Annotated in this window: 14 protein-coding genes and 1 tRNA gene; 11 read left to right on the top strand and 4 right to left on the bottom strand. The window is 71.6% G+C overall.

Going from position 1 to position 21,699, the window contains the following annotated elements; translation table 11 throughout:
• A partial coding sequence (locus tag ACFYOP_RS11690; protein ID WP_388451335.1) for a ricin-type beta-trefoil lectin domain protein occupies positions 1 to 1,670 on the bottom strand: 1,670 nt, incomplete at its 3' end.
• 946 nt (positions 1,671 to 2,616) lie between these two features.
• On the bottom strand, positions 2,617 to 5,217 hold the full coding sequence (locus tag ACFYOP_RS11685; protein WP_356892591.1) for an NACHT domain-containing protein: 2,601 nt from the start codon (positions 5,215 to 5,217) through the stop codon (positions 2,617 to 2,619).
• Positions 5,218 to 5,596: 379 nt separating this feature from the next.
• Here ACFYOP_RS11685 and ACFYOP_RS11680 point away from each other — a divergent pair, with 379 nt between their 5' ends.
• The gene (locus ACFYOP_RS11680) at positions 5,597 to 6,610 is read left to right on the top strand and encodes a nuclease-related domain-containing protein (protein WP_356892593.1); all 1,014 of its coding nucleotides are present in this window, start codon (positions 5,597 to 5,599) and stop codon (positions 6,608 to 6,610) included.
• A 425-nt stretch (positions 6,611 to 7,035) separates the two neighbouring features.
• Here the strand turns inward: ACFYOP_RS11680 and ACFYOP_RS11675 are convergent, their stop codons facing one another.
• Complete coding sequence (locus ACFYOP_RS11675; RefSeq protein ID WP_356892595.1) at positions 7,036 to 8,532, bottom strand: vanadium-dependent haloperoxidase; 1,497 nt, start codon at positions 8,530 to 8,532, stop codon at positions 7,036 to 7,038.
• Between the two features lie 425 nt (positions 8,533 to 8,957).
• Positions 8,958 to 9,029, bottom strand: a tRNA-Arg gene (locus tag ACFYOP_RS11670).
• 219 nt (positions 9,030 to 9,248) lie between these two features.
• Between ACFYOP_RS11670 and ACFYOP_RS11665 the strand changes: the two genes are divergently transcribed.
• The 10 genes from ACFYOP_RS11665 to prfA all read left to right on the top strand — a co-directional run bounded on the left by ACFYOP_RS11665 (position 9,249) and on the right by prfA (position 21,691).
• Complete coding sequence (locus ACFYOP_RS11665; RefSeq protein WP_356892597.1) at positions 9,249 to 9,740, top strand: response regulator; 492 nt, start codon at positions 9,249 to 9,251, stop codon at positions 9,738 to 9,740.
• A gap of 125 nt (positions 9,741 to 9,865) precedes the next feature.
• Positions 9,866 to 10,891 (top strand): ArgS-related anticodon-binding protein NrtL, encoded by a 1,026-nt coding sequence (gene nrtL / locus ACFYOP_RS11660; protein WP_356892599.1) that lies wholly within the window; start codon positions 9,866 to 9,868, stop codon positions 10,889 to 10,891.
• A 21-nt stretch (positions 10,892 to 10,912) separates the two neighbouring features.
• Positions 10,913 to 12,304, top strand: coding sequence for a diaminopimelate decarboxylase (gene lysA / locus ACFYOP_RS11655; protein ID WP_356892604.1), 1,392 nt, complete (start codon positions 10,913 to 10,915; stop codon positions 12,302 to 12,304).
• A 100-nt stretch (positions 12,305 to 12,404) separates the two neighbouring features.
• A complete protein-coding gene (locus ACFYOP_RS11650; protein ID WP_356892947.1) occupies positions 12,405 to 13,694 on the top strand; it encodes a homoserine dehydrogenase in 1,290 nt (429 codons plus the stop codon).
• Between the two features lie 7 nt (positions 13,695 to 13,701).
• Complete coding sequence (thrC, locus tag ACFYOP_RS11645) at positions 13,702 to 14,820, top strand: threonine synthase (protein ID WP_356892606.1); 1,119 nt, start codon at positions 13,702 to 13,704, stop codon at positions 14,818 to 14,820.
• Between the two features lie 314 nt (positions 14,821 to 15,134).
• The gene (gene thrB, locus ACFYOP_RS11640) at positions 15,135 to 16,052 is read left to right on the top strand and encodes a homoserine kinase (RefSeq protein WP_356892608.1); all 918 of its coding nucleotides are present in this window, start codon (positions 15,135 to 15,137) and stop codon (positions 16,050 to 16,052) included.
• 401 nt (positions 16,053 to 16,453) lie between these two features.
• Complete coding sequence (gene rho / locus ACFYOP_RS11635) at positions 16,454 to 18,592, top strand: transcription termination factor Rho (RefSeq protein WP_356892610.1); 2,139 nt, start codon at positions 16,454 to 16,456, stop codon at positions 18,590 to 18,592.
• A gap of 315 nt (positions 18,593 to 18,907) precedes the next feature.
• The gene (locus ACFYOP_RS11630; protein WP_356892612.1) at positions 18,908 to 20,080 is read left to right on the top strand and encodes an LCP family protein; all 1,173 of its coding nucleotides are present in this window, start codon (positions 18,908 to 18,910) and stop codon (positions 20,078 to 20,080) included.
• A 186-nt stretch (positions 20,081 to 20,266) separates the two neighbouring features.
• On the top strand, positions 20,267 to 20,485 hold the full coding sequence (gene rpmE / locus ACFYOP_RS11625; RefSeq protein ID WP_356892614.1) for a 50S ribosomal protein L31: 219 nt from the start codon (positions 20,267 to 20,269) through the stop codon (positions 20,483 to 20,485).
• A 126-nt stretch (positions 20,486 to 20,611) separates the two neighbouring features.
• On the top strand, positions 20,612 to 21,691 hold the full coding sequence (gene prfA, locus ACFYOP_RS11620) for a peptide chain release factor 1 (protein WP_356892616.1): 1,080 nt from the start codon (positions 20,612 to 20,614) through the stop codon (positions 21,689 to 21,691).
• Positions 21,692 to 21,699: the final 8 nt, after the last annotated feature.

Genomic DNA, 21,699 nt, shown 5'->3' with positions numbered 1-21,699 from the left:
TGCGTGACCTGCGCCTTCTGCTGACCCACCAGCAGACCACGCCCACGCGGCGCGCCAGCGGCGTCCGCGATCGCGTACGCGGCCTGCTCAGCGGCGTCCGACGTGGTGGCCGACTTGTTGGCGGTCTCCAGTTGGGTCCTGAGCGTGGCCAGGTGCTTCTTCGCCGCCGCCTGGGCGTTGGCGATGCTCTTCTTCGCCCGGTCGAACTGCGCCTTGTCCGGGTACGAGAGGCTGTCGGTGCCCTTGTGGCCGGACGGCTTGATCAGGAACTTCTGCGTACTCGCGTCCTTGCAGTCCCACAGCCGCGCGTCCGTGCTCTTGGTGAAGACGCGCAGATCCAGGCACTTGCCCGTGGAGACGCTCTTCAGGGGCGAGGTGGCGCGGACGTCACCCTTCCACGACTGGCCCTTGGACTTGTAGCAGTCCGAGATCTGGATCTTCGTGCCGTTCGCCGACGCGTTCCCCGCCACGTCCAGGCACTTCTGCGAGCCGACGTTGCGCAGGTGGAGGTTGTCCTCACTGCCCTCGAGCGTCCACTGCTGGGCCGCGCCGCCGTTGCAGGTGTAGATCTGGACCGGCGTGCCGTTGCTCTTCCCACCACCTGCCACATCGAGGCAGCTGCTCTTCGCGCCGGGCACCTGGATCGTCACCTGGCTGTCGCCGATCCAGCCCACACCGCCGGCGGCCCAGTAGTCCTGCCAGCGGGTGTGATAGTCCGCGAGCCACGACTGGCCGACGATCTGCCCCAGGGTGAACGTGCCGTCCTGCAATGCCTTCGTGGCGGTCGCGCCGGCCGCGAGGATCTGCTGCCGCTGCGTGGCCTGTGCGGCGATCTCCTGCTGCCACTCGGCGGATGCCTGCGCCACCTCCTTGCCGAGCACCCGGTTCGGGTCGATCGGGTCGTGCCACGCGCACGACGCGAAGCGGGCCTTCAGGTCCTCGACGGCGATGCGGAACTCCGGCGTGCCCGGTGCCGGTGCCGTGCGGGGGAAGCCGCCGGAGGCGAGAAAGATGCGGGCGTCATCGGCGAACACCCTGGGAACGAAGAACTGGTTGGGTTCGGCCTTCCCGGAGTTCTTCTTCCACAACTTCCACGCCTCCTGCTCCTTCGGCGTCCCACCTGTGGTGTACAGCGGGTCGCCGATCGCGAGCGCGGCGGCCTTCGTCTTGTCGTCAGCGGTCGGCGACGGGTCCCAGAACGGGTTGAGAACCCCCTCCACCGCACTCGAATACGACTGCCACAACCACGGCAACAGCCCGATCCGGTCGTAGATCTTGTCCGCGTCACGCGGTTCGCCGGGGTAGGACTCCAGGCCGCTCGTGGCGCTCGACCACGCGTACCCCTGCTTCTGGACCTTGTCGACCCACTGGTCCGTGAGCGCGTTGTCCGCTCTATAGGCCTGGTGCAGCGGGGTCTTGTCGCTGAAGATGTCCCGTTCGAGCTTCTCGTGAAGCTGATCGGGCGGCAGCGCGATCGCTCCCTGAGCGAGCGCGTACATGTTCGGCCCGCCCTTGCGCAGGGCTTCACCGGCCAGGCACTGGTCCTCACGCAGCCGTTCGGCCGCCTTGGCGTCATAGCCGTCGTACGAGTCGGCCACGAGGTCCACGGGCAGTTCGGCGCTTGGGCCCAGCGGGCCGGGCTGGACGGCCAGGCCACCGAGGACGGCCAAGGCGGTGACGGACGTGACGGCAGAGGTGAGGGCCGCGGATATTCGGGATCTGGGCTTGCACAACCCTGGTCCAAGTCGCAAAGGATCATCCTTCGTAGCGAGCGAGGGCAGGCGGGGGTGACCGCCCAAGGAGGCGGTGGTGTTGAGCTGTTGAGCCGGGTCAGCCCGCTGTCCCGGCGAGGGGACGGCGGGTGCGGTCAGCGGCGACCAAGGCGGCGTTCACAGTGAGCCGGTATCGCGGCATGACGAAACATCCCTCCCCCACGGCGGCACTGTTCCCCCGGCCGCCTACTGATGTGTGCGCGTCTGGTGGAGTGGTCAAGATCCACCGCGTGCGGGAGCACCATAGGCATAGGCCAACTGGTCGATACAAGAGGATATTTCGGCGAAGAGGTCCCATGGCGCGAACATGAGTGCGGGAAGAATGTCGACATCGCGACCCCGCGCCCTGTGTTCATGGTGGGGACAGCCTGTGCGCCGGCTGTGAAGGCCGGTGGAAGGTGCGGTGCCTGTTGGCCGGAAATCGACGGGATGGTCCGCACTCTCCCGGAGGTCCGGCGCGCCGCCCTGCCGTGCCGCTTTCGACTCGTCCTCGTCGTCACACCGGGTGACCCGTACGGTCCACCTTCCGTGCGGGTACACGACTGGACGTACGCACGTCTCCTCTGGTCAACGGCGTAGACCGGTACTGGAAGACGCTGCGCACCATGGCGCCCGCCGAACCCGACGACATCGTCCTCGTCGGCGACACCCACCAGTGGATCTACGACAACCAGGTCACCCCTCGGCAGCCTCGGCGTCCATGTCCTGCGGCCGCTCCTCCCCGGGACTCCCACCTACCCGCACCACCCGGGAATCCTCCGCGACGGCGGCCCCGCCGCCCGCCGTGGTGTGCGTGGTCGGGGGTCGGCCGACGCACCCCGCGCCTCCCACCGCCCGCCCCGTTTCACGCCCCGTCGCGCTCCACCCGTACCCCCTCCGGCACGCCCCGCACCGGCCCCACGTGCCGGCCCAGCCGAAGCGTGGTCAGCCGGGGGAAGGCGCCGAGCGGGCCGAGGTCCTGGCGGGCGTCGTGGACCAGCAGGTATAGGTGGGTCAGACGGTCCGCGACCAGGCCCTCGACGAGCTGGCCGGGGGTCAGCGGTTCGGCGACCTGGATGCGCTCGCGGCCGCCGAGGCGGCGCAGCTCTGCCATCTCCTCCGGGCCGGTCACCGTGAAGTACAGCTCCTCCGGGTCCAGATGGGCGATCACCTCCTCCGCGTACCGCTCGGTCTCGAACCGCCGCCACGCGCCCGCCAGTTCGGCCCGTACGGCGAGCGAGCGCCGGTCCCGCAGCCGGACCAGGTAGTCGATCGACGCGTCGTCCCGTACCCCGGCCGCGGTCGCGGCCAGCAGCAGGGCGCGGTCGTCGGAGACCTTCTCCGGGTCCGGCAGCAGCTCCAGGGCTATCGGCCCGATCCAGCCCAGCCCGCGCGCGCTGTCGAGACTGTCCGGCTGGGCGATGAAACGGGTCCGCTGGCGCACCATCTCCCGTGTCTCCGGGCTCATCTCCGTGGCGTGCTCCAAACACGCGGAGGCCAGCAGCTTGCAGTACTTGGCCTCAGCCGCCGTCAGCCCCGGCCGGGCCGAGACCAGCTCCTCCATCATCTGCGCGCACTCGTCGGGCCGGGCGAGGGAGACCGCCATGCGGATCACCTCGTCCCAGTCGGAACGGTGCGCGTTGTTGACCAGGAAGCGGATGTCGTGCCGCTCCACGGCCTCCTTGGCGCTCAGATAGTCCTGGAAGGTCCGGTGCACGAAGTCGACCACGCCGGGCGTCGGCATCCGCAACAGCCCTGTCCGGTGCAGGAGATGGTCGAACAGCTCACCGGACGTGCCCTGCCGCCCGGCGCTGGGGATGGCCGGCAGATAGAGGTCGAGAATGCTGACCGCCGTGGTCCGGTCCACCTCGGTCAGGTCGTTCAGCAGCATCCAGTGCGCCAGCTTCTGCAGCAGCCGTTCCTTGGCCTCGCGGTCGATCACGATGCCGTCCGCGTCCACCTCGCGTTCCGGGTCGCGGCGCTCCAGCAACATCGCCAGCGCCGCCTTGTACAGGGCCTTGCGGCCCCGCGGCAGGATGCCGCTGCGGTCCCGGTTCAGCGCGCAGATCAGGCTGCACATCAGCGGATTCGTGGCCAGCCCGCGCAGTTCCCTGATGAGCCGCACCGAGTGCAGCAGCCGCTGCTCGTAGCGGGGGAGGCGGGAGTGGTCCGTCCCCGGGTCGGAGGCGGCGGCCGCGTGCCAGGAACGGATGAACCGCGACACCTGGTCGCGAGTCATCGGCGCGAGCGTCAGCTCCGTGAACCCCTGGGCCGCGAGCCACCGTTCACGTACCGCCGTCGGCCGGGACGTCACCACCCAGCGGTTGCCGGGGAACGTGCGCTGCAGCGCGTCGATCTGCCCGCGCACCAGCTCGCGCCGCTCGGCGGGCGCCTCGTCGACGCCGTCGATCAGCATCAGCGCCCGCCCGGAGGAGAGCACCCGTACCGCCCAGCCGCTCGGCTCCGAGCCGGCCATCGGGTGGTGCGCCGCGGACAGGAACTCGGCCGGAGCGGGCACGTCCTGGTCGGAGAAGCGCCGCACCGGCAGGACGAACGGCACCAGCCCGCGCAGCGCCGCCAGCTCGTCGGGCAGCCGGTCGGCGGCCGTCGACACCGCCAGCCACTGGATCAGCGTCGTCTTCCCGGACCCCGCCGTCCCGCGTACCAGCACCTGCGGCTGCCCCGCGAGCGCGTGATCCACCGGCACCGGTACGGGCGGACGTGGCCCGGAACCGTCGAGCGGCCCCGTCGGCTGGTCCTCGTCGGCGATCTCCGCGCCGAGCCCGATGTACGTCGCGTCCAGCGGCCAGCGCCCCGGCGAGTTGATGAAGTCGACGCCGACGATGGTCACCTGGCTGTAGAGCTGGACCAGGCTCGCCAGATATCCGGACTCGAAGCGCGCGTCGACACCGCCGGGCGACGGATGCCGCTCCAGCAGCCGTACGACCTCCTCGATCCGCCGGCTCTGCTCGACCGCCGTCCGGGCCACGAACGTGGACCGCTGGGTGAAGAAGTGCAGGACGTGCACGCTCGCCGTGTCCACCAGCCGGTCGTGGAACCACGACGCGTCCGCCGACAACTCCCGGCAGGCGTCCGGCACATGGCGGCGCAGCCGCCGCGCGAACTCCTCGGGCCCGAGACCGACCGCCTGGACGTCGTCCATGTCCAGCTCGCCCAGCCCGTAGAGGGTCCGCACGACCGCGTCCACGACGGCGGAGTGCTCGTCCTCCGGGTAGCGCTCACGCGGACCGGCCTCCCGCCGGGCGCGGCGTACCAGTTCATCGGTGAGCCGGTGGAGGTCGTCGTGGGAGAGCGCCCGTTTCTCCCCGCCGAAGGACACCAGCCCGGACAGCCGTACGCCCCGCTCGACGAGCCCGGCGCCTGCTCCTTCCCGTACGAACAGCCGCTTGACGAGGGGGGTGACCACGCTCGCCCCGATGCGTAACCCGATGCCGGCAGGATCCATCGTCCCGACCGTAGGGGAGGGGAGAGCGCCGCTCAAGGGGTGCGCCCCGCGGGCCCGTTCGGCGCGTCCGCCCGGCGGCCGCGGCTTCGCGGCGGTGCGCCCGGGGGCGGTGCGCCACGGCCGTGCGTCGGGGGAGCGGTTCCTGCGGCCATGGGCACGGGGGCGGTTGGCACCGGCCGTGCGCCCCGTCGCGCCGGGCCATCGGACCACGGCACGTACCCACGGCATAGTCCCAGGTCCCGCCCGGTAACGGTGCCCGTCGACCAGTGCGCCCGCTCTGCGCCCTTCTGCCGGGCGCGTCGGCGGGTGAGCCTGGGACACACGGGGGCCGGTGCCGCCTCACGGCGGCACCGGACAATACCGCGAAGGAGGCAGGGGCATGCTCGAGGAACTGACGGTCACCGCATGGCAGTACTTCGGGCACGACCGGCTGTACGTGAACCTGCCCGACGGCACGCCCATCGGCTGGGCCGACCGCAGGACCGGCGGCATCACCGTCGTCCACGCCCGCTACCGCGACGACGTGACCGACATGCTGGCCCGCCGCGCGCCCGAGCTGCTGGCCCGCGCACTGCCCGAGGTGCGGATCCACCCGGGGGCGTTCGACGACGAGGCCGACGACCTTGCCGGCGCCGACGCCGCCGAGAGCCGCCCGGTCGCGGGACCGCCGCCCGCCGACCGGGCCGGCAGCACCCCGGAACGGGCCGGGACCGAGCCGCCCGTACGCCCCGGCAGGCGGGACCGGCTGCCCCTGCTGACCCCGGAGAACGACCTCGCCTCCCGCCGCCCCGGCGCGACACTGCGCGAGAACTCCCCGCCGCCCGACGCCGGCACGGCCCCCGACTCGGGCCGCCTCGAACGCCTCAGCTCCCGCATCCTGCGCCGCCGCCCGATGCCCGAGGCACGCCGCAGGGAACTCCTCGGCGAACGCAGATCCGGCGCCGAACTCGGCCGCCTCACCCGCCACGGCTGGCGCGTCCTGCACTCGATCCCGCTCGCCGACGGCACGGACATCGACCACCTGCTGATCGGCCCGGGCGGCGTCTTCACCGTCCGTACCGAATACCACCCGCAGCAGTCCGTACGGGCCGACGACGACACCGTCCGCATCGACGACGGCGACCCGCTCCCGTACATCGCCGAGTGCCGGGCGGAGGCCGCCCTCGTCCGCAAGACCCTGGAGAGCCACTGCGACTTCGCGGTCCGCGTTCAGCCGGTGCTCGTCTTCGTGGACGCGGCGTCCCTCGACGTGGCGGCCACCCAGACCGACGTACGCGTCTACCGCGAACGCCAGGTCTCGGCCCTGGCCCCGCTGTCCGGCGAACTCACCGCACGCGAGGCGGACCGCCTCTACGACGTGGCGCGCCGGGCGGAGGTGTGGGCGGGGAAGTGACGCGGGGCCGGGGGCGGCCGGCGCGGGGACGGCCGCGGCCCGGGCCGCCCCGCCTTGGCAGGCGGCCCGGTGCAGGCGCACGCCTCACCGTTCCGCCTCAGCCAGCCGGGAGGGCGTACAGCCGCTCGGCGTGCATTGTGACGAGCCGCTTGCCCGCCCCGACCACGTACGGGCCAGGCGGGCGTCGCGTGGCCCGGAGGCTCTGCGCCGCGCGGACACCGTGGCGGTCCGGGGCTGGACCCCGCACCTGCGGGACCCGCTGCCGTGCTCGACCCGCCGGCCGAGGCCCACGCGCCGAGGCCCACGCCAGGGGCCGGCGGCTGGTCTCCGTCTGCACCGGCGCGTTCGGCGCCGGCCGCCGTCGGCGTCCTCGACGTGGCCCGGCGCCGCGGAGGGGCGGCGCCGGGCCGGTCGGTCGGGCCGGATCAGACGGCGAGGGTGGTGCCGTCGAAGCGGCTGAGGGTGAGGACCGCGTCCTCCAGCGTGGCCTCCTTGGCCTCGCGCAGCACACCGATGGCGACGTCCTCGCCCAGCCGCATCGACTCGGTGTAGTCGGTGCGCCAGTGCACGCCGGCCATGTTGCGGCCGGAGGCGATGTTGGCGGCGAGCTTGTTGAGCTCGCCGCCGACGGTGAGCCGGCCGGCGTCCGGGCCGGTGTACGGCTCCAGGGCGGTGCCGTCCGTGGTGGGGACGACCGGGTCCGCCAGACTGTGCGACTCGTCGAACCACGCCTTCAGGACGGTCACGCACGCCGCGGCTACCGCGGCATGTCCGGAACCGTACGAGGGATGCACCGGGCTGCCCTCCGGGAACGCCTGCGGCAGCAGGTAGCTGCCGTGCTTCTCGAAGACCCGCTTCACGGCCACGCAGTCCAGCACCCCGGAGTCGATCGGGTACTCGCGCTGCCCGCGCAGCTGCTGGTGGACCCGGCCGCCGAACTCCTCCGGCCGCAGCCGCCGGTGCACGTACCACTTCTGGAACCACACCGCCTTCAGCGCGCGCGTCGCCACCTCGGTCACCAGCGACAGGACGTGCGGTCCGCCGTATGTCCCGAAGCCCACCTGGTTGGCGGAGTAGCGGTACGGATTGCCCGCGTCCACCGGCGCGTTCATGCCCAGCAGGATGAGCGCCGCGTTGAGGTGGGCCTCGTACAGCGCGTCGACGTGCACGTAGTGCGTCAGGTCGCGCGGTGTCTGGATGTACCGGCGGTCGGTGAAGTCCCGCTCGTCCGCCTCCGGTTCGGAGCCGTTCTGCACCTCGAGCCAGTCGCCCCACGTGGTGAGGTGGTCGACCGGACGGACCAGTGTGTCCTGCCGCTGCGAGATCAGCAGCGTGCCGTACGGGATGTCCCTGAGCAGAAACTGCGACAGGTACGGCCCGGCCAGGTCACCCCGGGCGTTACCCCGGAAGAGCGTCTGCGGGGTGACCCGTCCGTCCAGCTTGGGCGCCCGGAAGTCCGCCAGCCCGCTCAGTTCACCGGCCGCTTCTGCGACGAGTTCACTGTCGCCGAAGCGGGTGAACAGCACATCGCGGCACAGCGCCATCCAGTAGAGCTCGACGGCCTCCGCGGAGTTCTGGGCGCTGTCGATGCGCGGGGCGGGCGGCATGGTCAGCGCCTGAGCGTCCGGCCCCTGCGGGTCGAAGGCCGCTCCGGCCTGCGGGTTGACCAGCCTGGCGGTGTCCCCGAGCGGGATCCGCTCGAAATCCTCCTGGGATCCCGTGGCCAGCGCCCGGCGCAGCAGGCGGTACGCGGCCGGATCGACCTCGCCGAACTTGTCGTGAGGTAACGCCTTGGTGTGGTTCGCGATGAACGGGTGGTCCGTCTCCTCCCCGTTGGCGACGTGGACGGGGACCTGGCGGTGGAACTCCGCCTCGGCCGCCCGGACCCGCGCGTCACGCGCCGCGGAACGACGATCACTCATACGAAATACCCCCGGATTTCCTCATGAGCAGTGCGTGGTGTCGCACTCCCTCCCTAAGACACGGAGGACCGCCCCATCGTTGCGGAGATGAGGACGGCCGGTCATATCTGCACATGCGGGATACGGGATTCCCCATGGCCTCGCCCGGGACCGGTCGTGCGCGGCGCCCAGCGCGACCAGCCGGCCGCGGGCCGGACCGGGCCGGGCCGAGACATGCCGCCCCGTGGCGGCGACGGTGGGCTGCGCGAGGACCCGCGCGAGTTCCCGCAGGTCTCCTGCGGTGTACGTGGCCAGGACCCCGCTTACGCCTCGTCCGCAGACCCCGACATGCGCTGGCTCCCGGGGGACGTACGGCTGCACACGCAAGAAGACCCCGGCCTCAGCGTTTCCGCTGGTGACGGGGTCTTTGGGCACCTCATGCAGGGTGCCCCCGGCAGGATTCGAACCTGCGCACACGGCTCCGGAGGCCGTTGCTCTATCCCCTGAGCTACGGGGGCGTGCGCCGCGCTGTTGCGGGGCGACGGGTAGAACCCTACCAGCTCCCGATGGGTCTCCGTGAACAGGTATTTAGAGCCACCGGGCAGGTCCCGAGGGGTGGTCGGCCGATGATCGTCCGGTGATCCACAGCGGACCAAGAAGCCCCCGTACGCGGTCACCCCCGCTCTGCGCCCCCGTGGTGCCTCAGCGTGCCCCCGCTTCGCCCGCACGGGTCGGAAGTGGGGAAAACCCGGACGCGGCGCGGGCGGCGGACCTACTCTCGAGTTGTGTCCGGCGCGTCCGGCCGAGTGCTCGTTGTCGATGACAACCGGGTGATTCGGCAGCTGATCAGGGTCAACCTCGAGCTGGAGGGCTTCGAGGTCGTGACCGCGGCCGATGGTGCCGAGTGTCTGGAAGTCGTGCATCAGGTGCAGCCCGACGTCATCACGCTCGACGTCGTCATGCCCCGCCTCGACGGTCTGCGGACCGCCGCACTGCTGCGGGACGATCCCCGGACCAGCCACATCCCCCTCGCGATCATCAGCGCCTGTACGCAGTACGAGGTCGACAGCGGCGTCGAGGCCGGCGTGGACGCTTTTCTCGCCAAGCCCTTCGAGCCGGCCGAGCTCGTGCGGATCGTGCGGCAGTTGACGCACCCGGAAGCCGGGGAGGACCCGCCGTCCGTAGACGGCAGGCATGGGGCCGGGCGGGCGGGGAGCGCGACGGGCTGACGGCCCCGTCGACGGCCCCTGTCCCTGCCTGCCCCGCACCGAGCCCACCGGCGCCCGAACCCGCCGTTGCCCGCATCGCGAAACCGGTTCGCGAAGTGCCCCCCTTCCTCCCATACGCTTGTCCCGTGACCCCCGCCGAGCTCTCCCGTACCGTGCGGCACGCCGTGTGCCGTGCCGTGGAGGACGGTGTGCTGCGCGTCGACACCCTCGACCACGTTCCCGACCGCGTGAAGATCGAGCGGCCCCGGCCCGGCGGGCGCGGGGACTACGCCACCGGGATCGCGCTGCGCCTCGCGAGCCGGGCCGGGCGGCCCGCGCTGGAGGTGGCCGAGGCGATCCGGCAGCGCGTCGCGGACGAGCCCGGCATCGCGTGCGTCGAGGTCACCGGGCCCGGGTTCCTGAACTTCACGCTCCACGGCAGTGCGCAGGACGAGCTCGTACGGAAGGTCCTGCGCGACGGGCCCGGCTACGGTGCCCCCCGCCGGCCCGGCGGGCCGTTCGCGCACTCCGGCGAGCTGCGCGCCCGCGTCTGGGCCGATGCCCTCGTACGGCTGGGCGCCGAGCCCCGCCCGGGGGAGGCCGTACGGGTCGTGCCCGCCGCCGACCAGGGCCTCTGCGAGCGCCTCGGTACCGACGCCGCCCGCTGGGCCCTGCTCGCCGCCGCCGCGCACGACAGGCCGAAGGCGGGGGCGGACCTGCTCACGCAGCACGAGCGCAATCCCCTCTTCCGCGTGCGCTACGCCCACTCCCGCACCCGCGCCCTCGCCCGTAACGCCGCCGCGCTCGGCTTCGGAGCGTCCCCCGGCGAGCCCCCCGACGCCCCCGACGAGCCCGCCGAGGCCCCCACCGCTCCCGCAGAGCCCGCCGGGACCCCCGGCCTCACGGCTCTCACCAGCCCCCTCGCCGCCGCCCTCGCCGACCATCCCGCCGTCGTCGCCGACGCCGCGCGTCTGCGCGCGCCCGACCGGCTCGTCCGGCATCTGGAGGTCACGGCGGACCACGTCCTCGCCTTCCAGCACTCCGTGCTGCCCGTCGGCGACGAGAAACCCACGGCCGCCCACCGTGCCCGGCTGGCCCTCGCCGAAGCCGTCGGGACGGTGCTCGCCGGTGGCCTGTCCCTGCTCGGCGTCAGCGCGCCCGAATACCTGTGATGTGAGAGAGAACAGATTCCGATGAGCCGATCCGCACACCCCGCCGGCCCCCGCCACGCCGACGTCGTCCCCGAGGGCCACTACACCGCCCCGCCCGCCGACCTCAACGCCCTCGACCCCAAGGTGTGGGCCGACACCGTCACCCGGGACGACGACGGCGTCGTGACCGTCGGCGGGCTCCAAGTGACCCGGCTGGCCGAGGAGTTCGGCACCCCGGCGTACTTCCTCGACGAGGCCGACTTCCGTGCCCGCTGCCGTGCCTGGGCCGACGCCTTCGGCAAGGAAGCGGACGTGTTCTACGCGGGGAAGGCGTTCCTCTCCCGCGCGGTCGTCCGGTGGCTGAAGGAGGAGGGGCTCAACCTCGACGTCTGCTCGGGCGGCGAGCTGATCACCGCCCTCGACGCCGGGATGCCCGCGGAGCGCATCGCCTTCCACGGCAACAACAAGTCGGTGGCGGAGATCCGCCGCGCGGTCGAGGCCGGGGTCGGGCGGATCGTGCTCGACTCGTTCCAGGAGATCGTCCGCGTCGCGCACATCGCGCAGGAGCTGGGGCGGCGGCAGAAGGTCCAGATCCGGGTCACGGTCGGGGTCGAGGCGCACACCCACGAGTTCATCGCGACCGCCCACGAGGACCAGAAGTTCGGCCTCGCGCTGGCCGGCGGGCAGGCGGCGGAGGCCGTGCGGCGCGCGCTGCGGCTCGACGGTCTGGAGCTCATCGGCATCCACTCGCACATCGGCTCGCAGATCTTCGACATGGCCGGTTTCGAGGTCTCGGCCCGCCGCGTCGTCCAGCTGCTGGCCGAGATCCGGGACGAGCACGGTGTCGAGCTGCCCGAGATCGACCTCGGCGGCGGCCTCGGCATCGCCTACACCTCCGAGGACGATCCGCGCGAGCCGCACGAGATCGCCAAGTCGCTCACCGAGATCGTCACCCGTGAGTGCGAGTCGGCGAGCCTGCGCACGCCCCGCATCTCCGTCGAGCCGGGCCGCGCCATCGTCGGCCCGACCGCGTTCACGCTGTACGAGGTCGGCACGGTCAAGCCGCTCGAAGGGCTGCGGACGTACGTGAGCGTCGACGGCGGCATGTCGGACAACATCCGCACCGCGCTGTACGACGCCGAGTACAGCGTCGCCCTGGTGTCCAGGACCTCCGAAGCCGCTCCCATGCTCAGCCGTGTGGTCGGCAAGCACTGTGAGAGTGGCGACATCGTGGTCAAGGACGCGTTCCTGCCGGCCGACCTGGCGCCCGGCGATCTGATCGCCGTGCCGGCCACCGGCGCGTACTGCCGATCCATGGCCAGCAACTACAACCACGCACTTCGCCCGCCTGTCGTCGCCGTCGCGAACGGCGAGGCACGGGTGATCGTCCGGCGTGAGACGGAGGAAGATCTCCTGCGTCTCGACGTCGGATAGTTGAGATAGATGTCTCGTATCGCGGACGAGGTATAGAAACTCTCGTCCGGTAAGTGAGACTGGTCCCCATCGTAGAAGTGATGAGAAGCGAGGTCGGATGATGCGTACGCGTCCGCTGAAGGTGGCGCTGCTGGGCTGTGGAGTGGTCGGCTCAGAGGTGGCGCGCATCATGACGACGCACGCCGACGACCTCGCCGCGCGGATCGGCGCCCCGGTGGAGCTCGCCGGGGTCGCCGTGCGCCGCCCCTCCAAGGTGCGTGAGGGCATCGACCCGGAGCTGGTCACCACGGACGCCACGGCGCTCGTGAAACGCGGGGACATCGACGTCGTCATCGAGGTCATCGGCGGCATCGAGCCGGCCAGGACCCTCATCACCACCGCTTTCGAGCACGGCGCGTCCGTGGTCTCCGCCAACAAGGCGCTGCTCGCGGAGGACGGGGCGTCCCTCTACGCCGCGGCCGAGCAGCACGGCCGCGATCTGTACTTCGAGGCCGCCGTCGCCGGCGCCATCCCGCTGATCAGGCCGCTGCGCGAGTCCCTCGCCGGCGACAAGGTCAACCGCGTGCTCGGCATCGTCAACGGCACGACCAACTTCATCCTCGACCGGATGGACAGCTCCGGGGCCGGTTACACCGAGGCCCTGGACGAGGCCACCGCTCTCGGTTATGCGGAGGCCGACCCGACCGCCGACGTCGAGGGCTTCGACGCCGCCGCCAAGGCCGCCATCCTCGCCGGGATCGCCTTCCACACCCGGGTACGGCTCGACGACGTCCACCGCGAGGGTCTGACCGAGGTGACGTCCGCCGACATGGCGTCCGCGCGGCGCATGGGCTGCACCGTCAAACTGCTCGCCATCTGCGAGCGGGCGGCGGACGGGCAGTCGGTCACCGCCCGCGTGCACCCCGCGATGATCCCGCTCAGCCACCCCCTGGCCTCCGTCCGCGAGGCGTACAACGCCGTCTTCGTCGAGGCCGAGGCCGCCGGCCAGCTGATGTTCTACGGCCCCGGCGCCGGCGGTGCGCCGACCGCGTCGGCCGTGCTCGGCGACCTCGTCGCCGTGTGCCGCAACAAGCTCGCCGAGGCAACGGGGCCCGGCGAGTCCGCGTACACGCAGCTGCCCGTCAGCCCCATGGGCGACGTGGTGACGCGGTACCACATCAGCCTCGACGTGGCCGACAAGCCGGGCGTTCTCGCCCAGGTCGCGACGGTCTTCGCCGAGCACGGCGTATCCATCGATACGGTGCGCCAGCAGGGCAAGGACGGCGAGGCCTCTCTCGTCGTCGTCACCCACCGCGCGCCCGACGCGGCCCTCTCCGGGACCGTCGAGGCGCTGCGCAAGCTCGACACCGTGCGCGGTGTCGCCAGCATCATGCGTGTTGAAGGGGAGTAAGGGACCCATGACCACCAACGGCACCCACCAGTGGCGCGGCATCATCGAGGAGTACCGGGACCGTCTCCCGGTCACGGACACGACGCCGGTCGTCACGCTCCGCGAGGGTGGGACGCCGCTCGTCCCGGCGCAGGTCCTCTCCGAGCGCACGGGCTGCGAAGTGCACCTCAAGGTCGAGGGCGCCAACCCCACCGGCTCCTTCAAGGACCGCGGGATGACCATGGCCATCACCAAGGCCAAGGAGGAGGGCGCGCAGGCCGTCATCTGCGCCTCCACCGGCAACACGTCCGCCTCGGCCGCCGCGTACGCGGTGCGCGCCGGGATGGTCTGCGCCGTCCTCGTGCCGCAGGGCAAGATCGCGCTCGGCAAGATGGGCCAGGCCCTGGTCTACGGCTCGAAGATCCTCCAGGTCGACGGAAACTTCGACGACTGCCTCGACCTGGCCCGCAGCCTCTCCGAGAACTACCCGGTGGCGCTGGTCAATTCGGTCAACCCGTACCGGATCGAGGGCCAGAAGACCGCGTCCTTCGAGATCGTCGACGCGCTCGGCGACGCCCCCGACATCCATGTGCTGCCCGTCGGCAACGCCGGCAACATCACGGCGTACTGGAAGGGGTACAAGGAGTACTCCCGCCCGTCGCCCGCCACCGCCCTTGGCGGAGGCGCTCCGCGCCGCACCCTCCCTGGCATGTCCTCCCGTACGCCCCGGATGTGGGGCTTCCAGGCGTCCGGCTCCGCGCCGATCGTGCGCGGCGAGATCGTCAAGGACCCGTCGACGATCGCCACCGCGATCCGGATCGGCAACCCGGCGTCCTGGACCCAGGCGCTGGCCGCGCGCGAGGAGTCGGGCGGCTTCATCGACGAGGTGACGGACCGTGAGATCCTGCGCGCCTACCGGCTGTTGGCCTCCCAGGAGGGCGTCTTCGTCGAGCCCGCCTCCGCCGCGTCCGTCGCCGGTCTGCTGAAGGCGGTCGAGCAGGGCAAGGTCGACCGCGGTCAGAAGATCGTGTGCACGGTCACGGGCAACGGCCTCAAGGACCCCGACTGGGCGGTCGCCGGAGCGCCCCAGCCGGTCACCGTCCCGGTCGACGCCGCGGCGGCGGCCGAGCGCCTCGGCCTGGCGTAACGGTCCTGCCGGACGTCCCGCCGGCCGGTCCGGGCGCCGGGAAACGCGCCGGTCCGGCCACCGGGAAGTGCGCAACCCGGGCGACGCCACACGTAGGGGCACAGGAGGCTCGCGACACGCATCGTGCGCCTCCTGTGCGCCCTATGTCGCAGGTGAACTTTCCTTCGATAGGCTGTACCCGAACCCGGCCCGGCCGCATATGCGCGGTGTCGTTGCCGTCGCGGTGTTTCCGCCGCCGAGGCCCACGGGTATCCCTGCCTCTCGAACCCATCTTGTACATCCCGCAGTTCAGAACCAAGGAGAGTCGTCGAGCGATGGCCGGTCCAGCGTTCCGCGCCGCCGCCGTCCGGGTGCGCGTCCCCGCAACCAGCGCCAACCTCGGTCCGGGCTTCGACGCCCTCGGGCTGTCGCTCGGTCTGTACGACGACGTGGTCGTCCGGGTCGCGGACTCCGGTCTGCACATCGACATCGCCGGTGAGGGCGCGTCGACCCTGCCCCGCGACGAGAACCACCTGCTCGTACGGGCGCTGCGCACGGCCTTCGACCTGCTCGGCGGTCAGCCGCGCGGCCTCGAGGTCGTCTGCGCCAACCGCATCCCGCACGGCCGCGGCCTCGGCTCCTCCTCCGCCGCCATCTGCGCCGGCATCGTCGCCGCGCGCGCCGTGACGATAGGCGGCGACGCGAAGCTCGACGACGCGGCACTGCTCGAGCTCGCCACCGAGATCGAGGGGCACCCCGACAACGTCGCGGCCTGCCTGCTCGGCGGTTTCACCCTCGCCTGGACCGAATCGGGAGCGGCGCGCGCGATCAGAATGGATCCCGCCGACTCGGTCGTTCCGGTGGTCTTCGTCCCCAGCAATCCGGTGCTCACCGAGACGGCCCGCGGACTGCTGCCGCGCACCGTCCCGCATGTCGACGCCGCCGCCAACGCCGGCCGGGCCGCCCTCCTCGTCGAGGCACTGACCAGGCGTCCCGAACTGCTGCTGCCCGCCACGGAGGACCGTCTCCACCAGGAGTACCGGGCCCCGGCGATGCCGCAGAGCGTCGATCTGGTGAACCGACTGCGCGCCGACGGCATCCCCGCGGTCATCTCCGGCGCGGGCCCCACGGTGCTCGCACTGGCCGAGGACAGTGCGGCCGACAAGGTCGCACGGCTGGCGGGCGAGGGCTGGGCGGCCAACCGGCTCGCCTTCGACGCCGCGGGTGCGAGCGTGCTGCCGCTCGCGCCCTGAAGGGACACACCATCGCCACGATTGCCGGTGAGAGAGAGGGGGAATGTTTGTTGGAGCCGGTAGTGTTAACCTCAAGTCAGCAGCCGTCGTCTACGCGACGCGGTGCTTTGCGTCCCCCATCGGGACCACCATTCTTCCGGGAGCCTCCCCAACTGCCTGAGCAGCCTGCCTGAGCAGTTTCGAGCACGCTCCGGAACCGGCACGACACCCCTCGCTTTTCCAGGAGTGGGCCGAGCAGGGGGACCTCGAGCCGGGCCTTGCACGTATGCATGTATCTCTCCGCCGTCAATTTCCCGGCGGGACCACCGCTCCGGCACGGTCCACACCCAGGACCGACAGCCGGACAGCACAACCGGTCGCCGAGCCAGAAGGCCGACGTCCGCTCCAGGGAAGGACCCTTCGTGAGCGACACCACCGATCTGATGGGCGTGAGTGCCGACAACAACGTCGACAACACCGCGTCCGCCGCAGGTGCTGCCTCCGGCACCACCTCACGGCGCCGCCGCTCCGGCACCGGCCTCGACGGCATGGTCCTGGCCGAGCTGCAGCAGGTCGCGTCCGGCCTCGGCATCAGGGGCACCGCGCGTATGCGCAAGAGCCAGCTGATCGAGGTCATCAAGGAGACGCAGGCCGCAGGGACCTCCCCGGCGAAGAGCGCCGAGGAGGGCACCGACGCCGCGGCCAAGCCGAGGCGCCGCGCCACCTCCAAGGCCCGTACGGGTGACGAAGCCGCTGCTCCCGCCGCCGAGAAGGCGCAGCCCGCCGAGAAGGCCGGCAAGTCCGACAAGGCCGTCGCGCAGCAGCAGATCGACATTCCGGGACAGCCGGCCGGGGGCCCCTCGCAGGCCGCAGGCTCCGGGGGAGACGACCAGCCGGCCGGTGAGCGCCGTCGTCGTCGCGCCACCGCGCAGGCGGGCAGCCCGGACGCCCGTACCGAGGCCCGTGGCGACACCGCCGTCGACGTCAAGACCGACGTCAAGACGGACGTGAAGACCGACGCCAAGGCCGACGCGCAGCCCGAGGCCGCCGTCGACACCGCCGAGGGCCGCCGCGACCGCCAGGACCGCGGTCAGCGCGGAGACCGCGGCGACCGCCAGGACCGCGGCGAGCGTGGAGACCGCGGGGACCGTGGCGAGCGAGGCGAGCGTGGAGACCGTGGCGAGCGCGGTGAGCGCCGCGAGCGCCAGCGTGACCGCCGGGGCAAGGGCGACGACCAGCAGCAGGGCGGCGGCGGCCAGCGCCAGCAGCGCCAGGGCGGCCCGCAGAACACCGGCCCGCAGGACGACTTCGACGAGGACGGCAGCGGCCGTCGCGGCCGTCGCGGCCGCTACCGCGACCGCCGTGGCCGCCGGGGCCGTGACGACTTCCAGGCCGGCGAGCCGCAGGTCTCCGACGACGACGTCCTGATCCCCGTCGCGGGCATCCTGGACATCCTCGACAACTACGCGTTCATCCGGACCTCCGGCTATCTGCCCGGCCCGAACGACGTGTACGTCTCCCTCGCCCAGGTCCGCAAGAACGGCCTGCGCAAGGGCGACCACGTCACCGGCGCCGTGCGCCAGCCGAAGGACGGCGAACGCCGCGAGAAGTTCAACGCGCTGGTGCGCCTGGACTCGCAGAACGGCATGGCGCCCGACTCGGGCCGCGGCCGCCCCGAGTTCAACAAGCTGACCCCGCTGTACCCGCAGGACCGGCTGCGCCTCGAGACCGACCCGGGCGTGCTGACGACCCGGATCATCGACCTCGTGTCGCCGATCGGCAAGGGTCAGCGAGGTCTGATCGTGGCCCCGCCGAAGACCGGCAAGACCATGATCATGCAGGCGGTCGCCAACGCGATCACCACCAACAACCCCGAGTGCCACCTGATGGTCGTCCTGGTCGACGAGCGTCCGGAAGAGGTCACCGACATGCAGCGGTCGGTGAAGGGCGAGGTCATCTCCTCGACCTTCGACCGCCCCGCCGAGGACCACACCACCGTCGCCGAGCTGGCCATCGAGCGGGCCAAGCGCCTCGTCGAGTTGGGTCACGACGTGGTCGTCCTGCTGGACTCGATCACCCGCCTGGGCCGTGCGTACAACCTGGCGGCCCCGGCCTCCGGCCGCATCCTGTCCGGTGGCGTCGACTCGACCGCGCTCTACCCGCCGAAGCGCTTCTTCGGCGCCGCGCGCAACATCGAGGACGGCGGCTCGCTGACCATCCTGGCCACCGCGCTGGTCGACACCGGTTCGCGGATGGACGAGGTGATCTTCGAGGAGTTCAAGGGCACCGGCAACATGGAGCTCAAGCTCGACCGGAAGCTCGCCGACAAGCGCATCTTCCCGGCGGTGGACGTCGACGCGTCCGGCACCCGTAAGGAAGAGATCCTGCTCGGCAGCGACGAGCTCGCCGTCACCTGGAAGCTGCGCCGTGTGCTGCACGCACTCGACCAGCAGCAGGCGATCGAGCTGCTGCTCGACAAGATGAAGCAGACGAAGTCGAACGGCGAGTTCCTGCTGCAGATCCAGAAGACGACTCCGTCCGCCGGCAACGGCAACGACTGAGAGAGCTTCACCACAGCCGCCGGGCCCCGACAGGGCCCGGCGCGGGCTCCCGGGGCCACCTGCTCCACCGGCTGAAGACGCTGGTGGGGCGGGGGAACCGGAGCCGGGGAACGCTCCGTCGGGCCCACCGCGCGTCGCGCGGTGGGCCCGACGCGTTTCTCAAGGTCCTCTCATCCGGCCGTGCGACGCTTCTCGCTGCTCCGACGTCCGGACGACCTTCGGCACCGAACGGCCTTCGACGTCCGGGCGTCCACCGGCGAACCGCGCCTGAGCACCGCCGGCGCGGGTAACCGAGTAGCGAGAGCCGAGGAGAGCATGAGCGAGCAGAGCAGCGGCGGCCGAATACTCCCCCTGCGCCCAGGGGGCGCGGGGGGACCCCCACGCCGCGGGAAGCCCGCCAAGGCGCGCCGGGCATGGACGTTCGTCGCCTGGATCGCGGCCGCCCTGGTGGTCGTCGGCGGCTCCGGGCTGGGTCTGCTCTGGTTCAAGCTCAACGGAAATCTGCAGGGCGTCGACATCAACCGCGTCCTCGGCGCGGACCGGCCGAAGAACGTCGACAACGGCTCCATGGACATCCTCGTCCTCGGCTCCGACTCGCGGGCCGGCGCGAACTCCGAGTACGGCGCCGACGAGGGCGCCGCCCGCTCCGACACCGCGATGGTCGTCCACGTGTACCAGGGCCACAGGACGGCGAGCGTCGTCTCCGTACCGCGCGACACCCTGATCGAGCGGCCCGCGTGCACGGACCGTGAGGGCGCCGAAGTCCCGGGTGAGCAGCGGGCGATGTTCAACACCGCGTACCAGGTCGGCGGCCCGGCCTGCGCGGTGAAGACGGTCGAGGCCATGTCGGGCATCCGCATGGACCACTACATCGAGGTCGACTTCACCGGCTTCACGCAGCTCGTCGACGAGCTCGGCGGCGTCGACATCACCACGACCCGGCCGATCAACGACAGCAAGAGCCGGCTCGACCTGCCGCCCGGCACCCACACCCTGGACGGCGAGCAGGCCCTCGGCCTGGTCCGCACCCGGGGGAGCGTCGGCGACGGCAGCGACCTGGGGCGCATCCAGCTCCAGCAGGCGTTCGTGAAGGCGTTCATCGAGCAGGTCAAGGACGTCGGGGTGTTCAGCAGCCCGAAGAAGCTCCTCGACCTCTCCGACGCGGCCACGAAGGCGATCACGCCCGACTCGGAGCTGGACTCGGTGAACGAGCTGATGGGCTTCGTCAGGGGGCTGGGCTCCCTCGGCGCCGAGGACGTCCACATGGTCACCATGCCGGTGCGCTACGACCCCGACGACCCGAACCGGGTCGTCCCCGTCGAGAGCGGCGCCCGCCAGGTGTGGAACGCGCTCAAGCGGGACCGGCCGATCCCGGCCTCCGCGCTCACGGACTCGGCGGGCGACAAGGGCGATGCCGCGTCCGTCGTCGGGACCGCCGGCCGCACCGCGGGGCAGGGCGCCGGGCAGGGCACAGGGCAGGGTTCGTAGGGCCGGGGGAGCGGGAGGGTGCCGCGAGGGCCCAGGTCATACCCACTCCGGCCGCGAGGAATACTTCCGCCCCTACCCCGGTTTTGGGAGATACGGCCTGTCCTGGCAGACTGGTACGTCGGCCCCGGTTCACGTACGAGCATCCCGCCCGTACGACCCGGCGCCCTCCCGAAACTAGGAGACACCTTGAAGCGCGACATCCACCCCGAGTACGTCGAGACCCAGGTCAGCTGCACCTGCGGTGCGTCGTTCACCACCCGCAGCACCATCGAGAGCGGCAACGTCCGCGCCGAGGTCTGTTCCGAGTGCCACCCGTTCTACACGGGCAAGCAGAAGATCCTCGACACCGGTGGCCGTGTGGCCCGCTTCGAGGCCCGCTTCGGCAAGGCTGCCGGCAACAAGTAGCGAGCCACTGCGCCGGTCTTTGGCCGCCCTCTCCCGGGTGGCCGAGACCGGCGCTTTGTCCGTTCTGCGCACCCCCTCCGCGCAGTCACCGCAGCCACCCTTCGCGTACGAAACCAGGAGCCCCCGATGTTCGAGGCGGTCGAGGAACTGATCGGCGAGCACGCCGATCTGGAGAACAAGCTCGCCGACCCTTCGGTCCACGCCGACCAGGGGAACGCGCGCAAGCTCAACAAGCGCTACGCCGAGCTGACCCCGATCGTCGGCACGTACCGCTCCTGGAAGCAGACCGGTGACGACATCACCACGGCGCGTGAATTCGCCCAGACCGACCCGGACTTCGCCGCCGAGGTGAAGGAGCTGGAGAAGGAGCGCGAGGCGCTCACCGAGAAGCTGCGGCTGCTGCTCGTCCCGCGCGACCCCAGCGACGACAAGGACGTCATCCTCGAGGTCAAGGCCGGCGCGGGCGGCGACGAGTCCGCCCTGTTCGCCGGTGACCTGCTGCGGATGTATCTGCGCTACGCGGAGCGGGTCGGCTGGAAGACCGAGATCATCGACGCGACCGAGTCAGAGCTCGGCGGCTACAAGGACGTCCAGGTCGCGGTCAAGACCAAGGGCGGCCAGGGGGCCACCGAGCCCGGACAGGGCGTCTGGGCGCGGCTGAAGTACGAGGGCGGGGTGCACCGCGTCCAGCGCGTGCCCGCCACCGAGTCCCAGGGCCGTATCCACACCTCCGCGGCCGGTGTGCTCGTCACGCCGGAGGCCGAGGAGATCGACGTCGAGATCCACGCCAACGACCTGCGCGTGGACGTCTACCGCTCGTCGGGCCCCGGCGGCCAGTCCGTCAACACCACCGACTCCGCCGTCCGCATCACGCACCTGCCGACCGGCATCGTCGCCTCCTGCCAGAACGAGAAGAGCCAGCTCCAGAACAAGGAGCAGGCCATGCGTATCCTGCGCTCCAGGCTGCTCGCCGCGGCCCAGGAGGAGGCCGAGTCCAAGGCCGCGGACGCCCGCCGCAGCCAGGTACGGACGGTCGACCGGTCGGAGAAGATCCGGACGTACAACTTCCCGGAAAACCGGATCTCGGACCACCGGGTCGGTTTCAAGGCGTACAACTTGGACCAGGTGCTCGACGGGGACCTGGACGCCGTGATCCAGGCGTGTGTAGACGCGGACTCCGCAGCCAAGCTCGCGGCCGCGCAGTAGCGCGCGAC

Source organism: Streptomyces sp. NPDC006294 (assembly GCF_042870895.1).
Classification (GTDB): domain Bacteria; phylum Actinomycetota; class Actinomycetes; order Streptomycetales; family Streptomycetaceae; genus Streptomyces.
The sequence above is the reverse complement of the archived record's forward strand: the minus strand, read 5'-3'. Positions and strand labels throughout refer to the sequence as shown.

What these genes read in the sequence shown, in the direction of transcription:
- ACFYOP_RS11675 (WP_356892595.1), bottom strand. Translation starts at nt 8,532, where the DNA reads ATGAGTGATCGTCGTTCCGCGGCGCGTGACGCGCGGGTCCGGGCGGCC.
- prfA (WP_356892616.1), top strand. Translation starts at nt 20,612, where the DNA reads ATGTTCGAGGCGGTCGAGGAACTGATCGGCGAGCACGCCGATCTGGAG.
- thrB (WP_356892608.1), top strand. Translation starts at nt 15,135, where the DNA reads ATGGCCGGTCCAGCGTTCCGCGCCGCCGCCGTCCGGGTGCGCGTCCCC.
- ACFYOP_RS11680 (WP_356892593.1), top strand. Translation starts at nt 5,597, where the DNA reads ATGCTCGAGGAACTGACGGTCACCGCATGGCAGTACTTCGGGCACGAC.
- ACFYOP_RS11630 (WP_356892612.1), top strand. Translation starts at nt 18,908, where the DNA reads ATGAGCGAGCAGAGCAGCGGCGGCCGAATACTCCCCCTGCGCCCAGGG.
- ACFYOP_RS11685 (WP_356892591.1), bottom strand. Translation starts at nt 5,217, where the DNA reads ATGGATCCTGCCGGCATCGGGTTACGCATCGGGGCGAGCGTGGTCACC.
- lysA (WP_356892604.1), top strand. Translation starts at nt 10,913, where the DNA reads ATGAGCCGATCCGCACACCCCGCCGGCCCCCGCCACGCCGACGTCGTC.
- thrC (WP_356892606.1), top strand. Translation starts at nt 13,702, where the DNA reads ATGACCACCAACGGCACCCACCAGTGGCGCGGCATCATCGAGGAGTAC.
- ACFYOP_RS11650 (WP_356892947.1), top strand. Translation starts at nt 12,405, where the DNA reads ATGCGTACGCGTCCGCTGAAGGTGGCGCTGCTGGGCTGTGGAGTGGTC.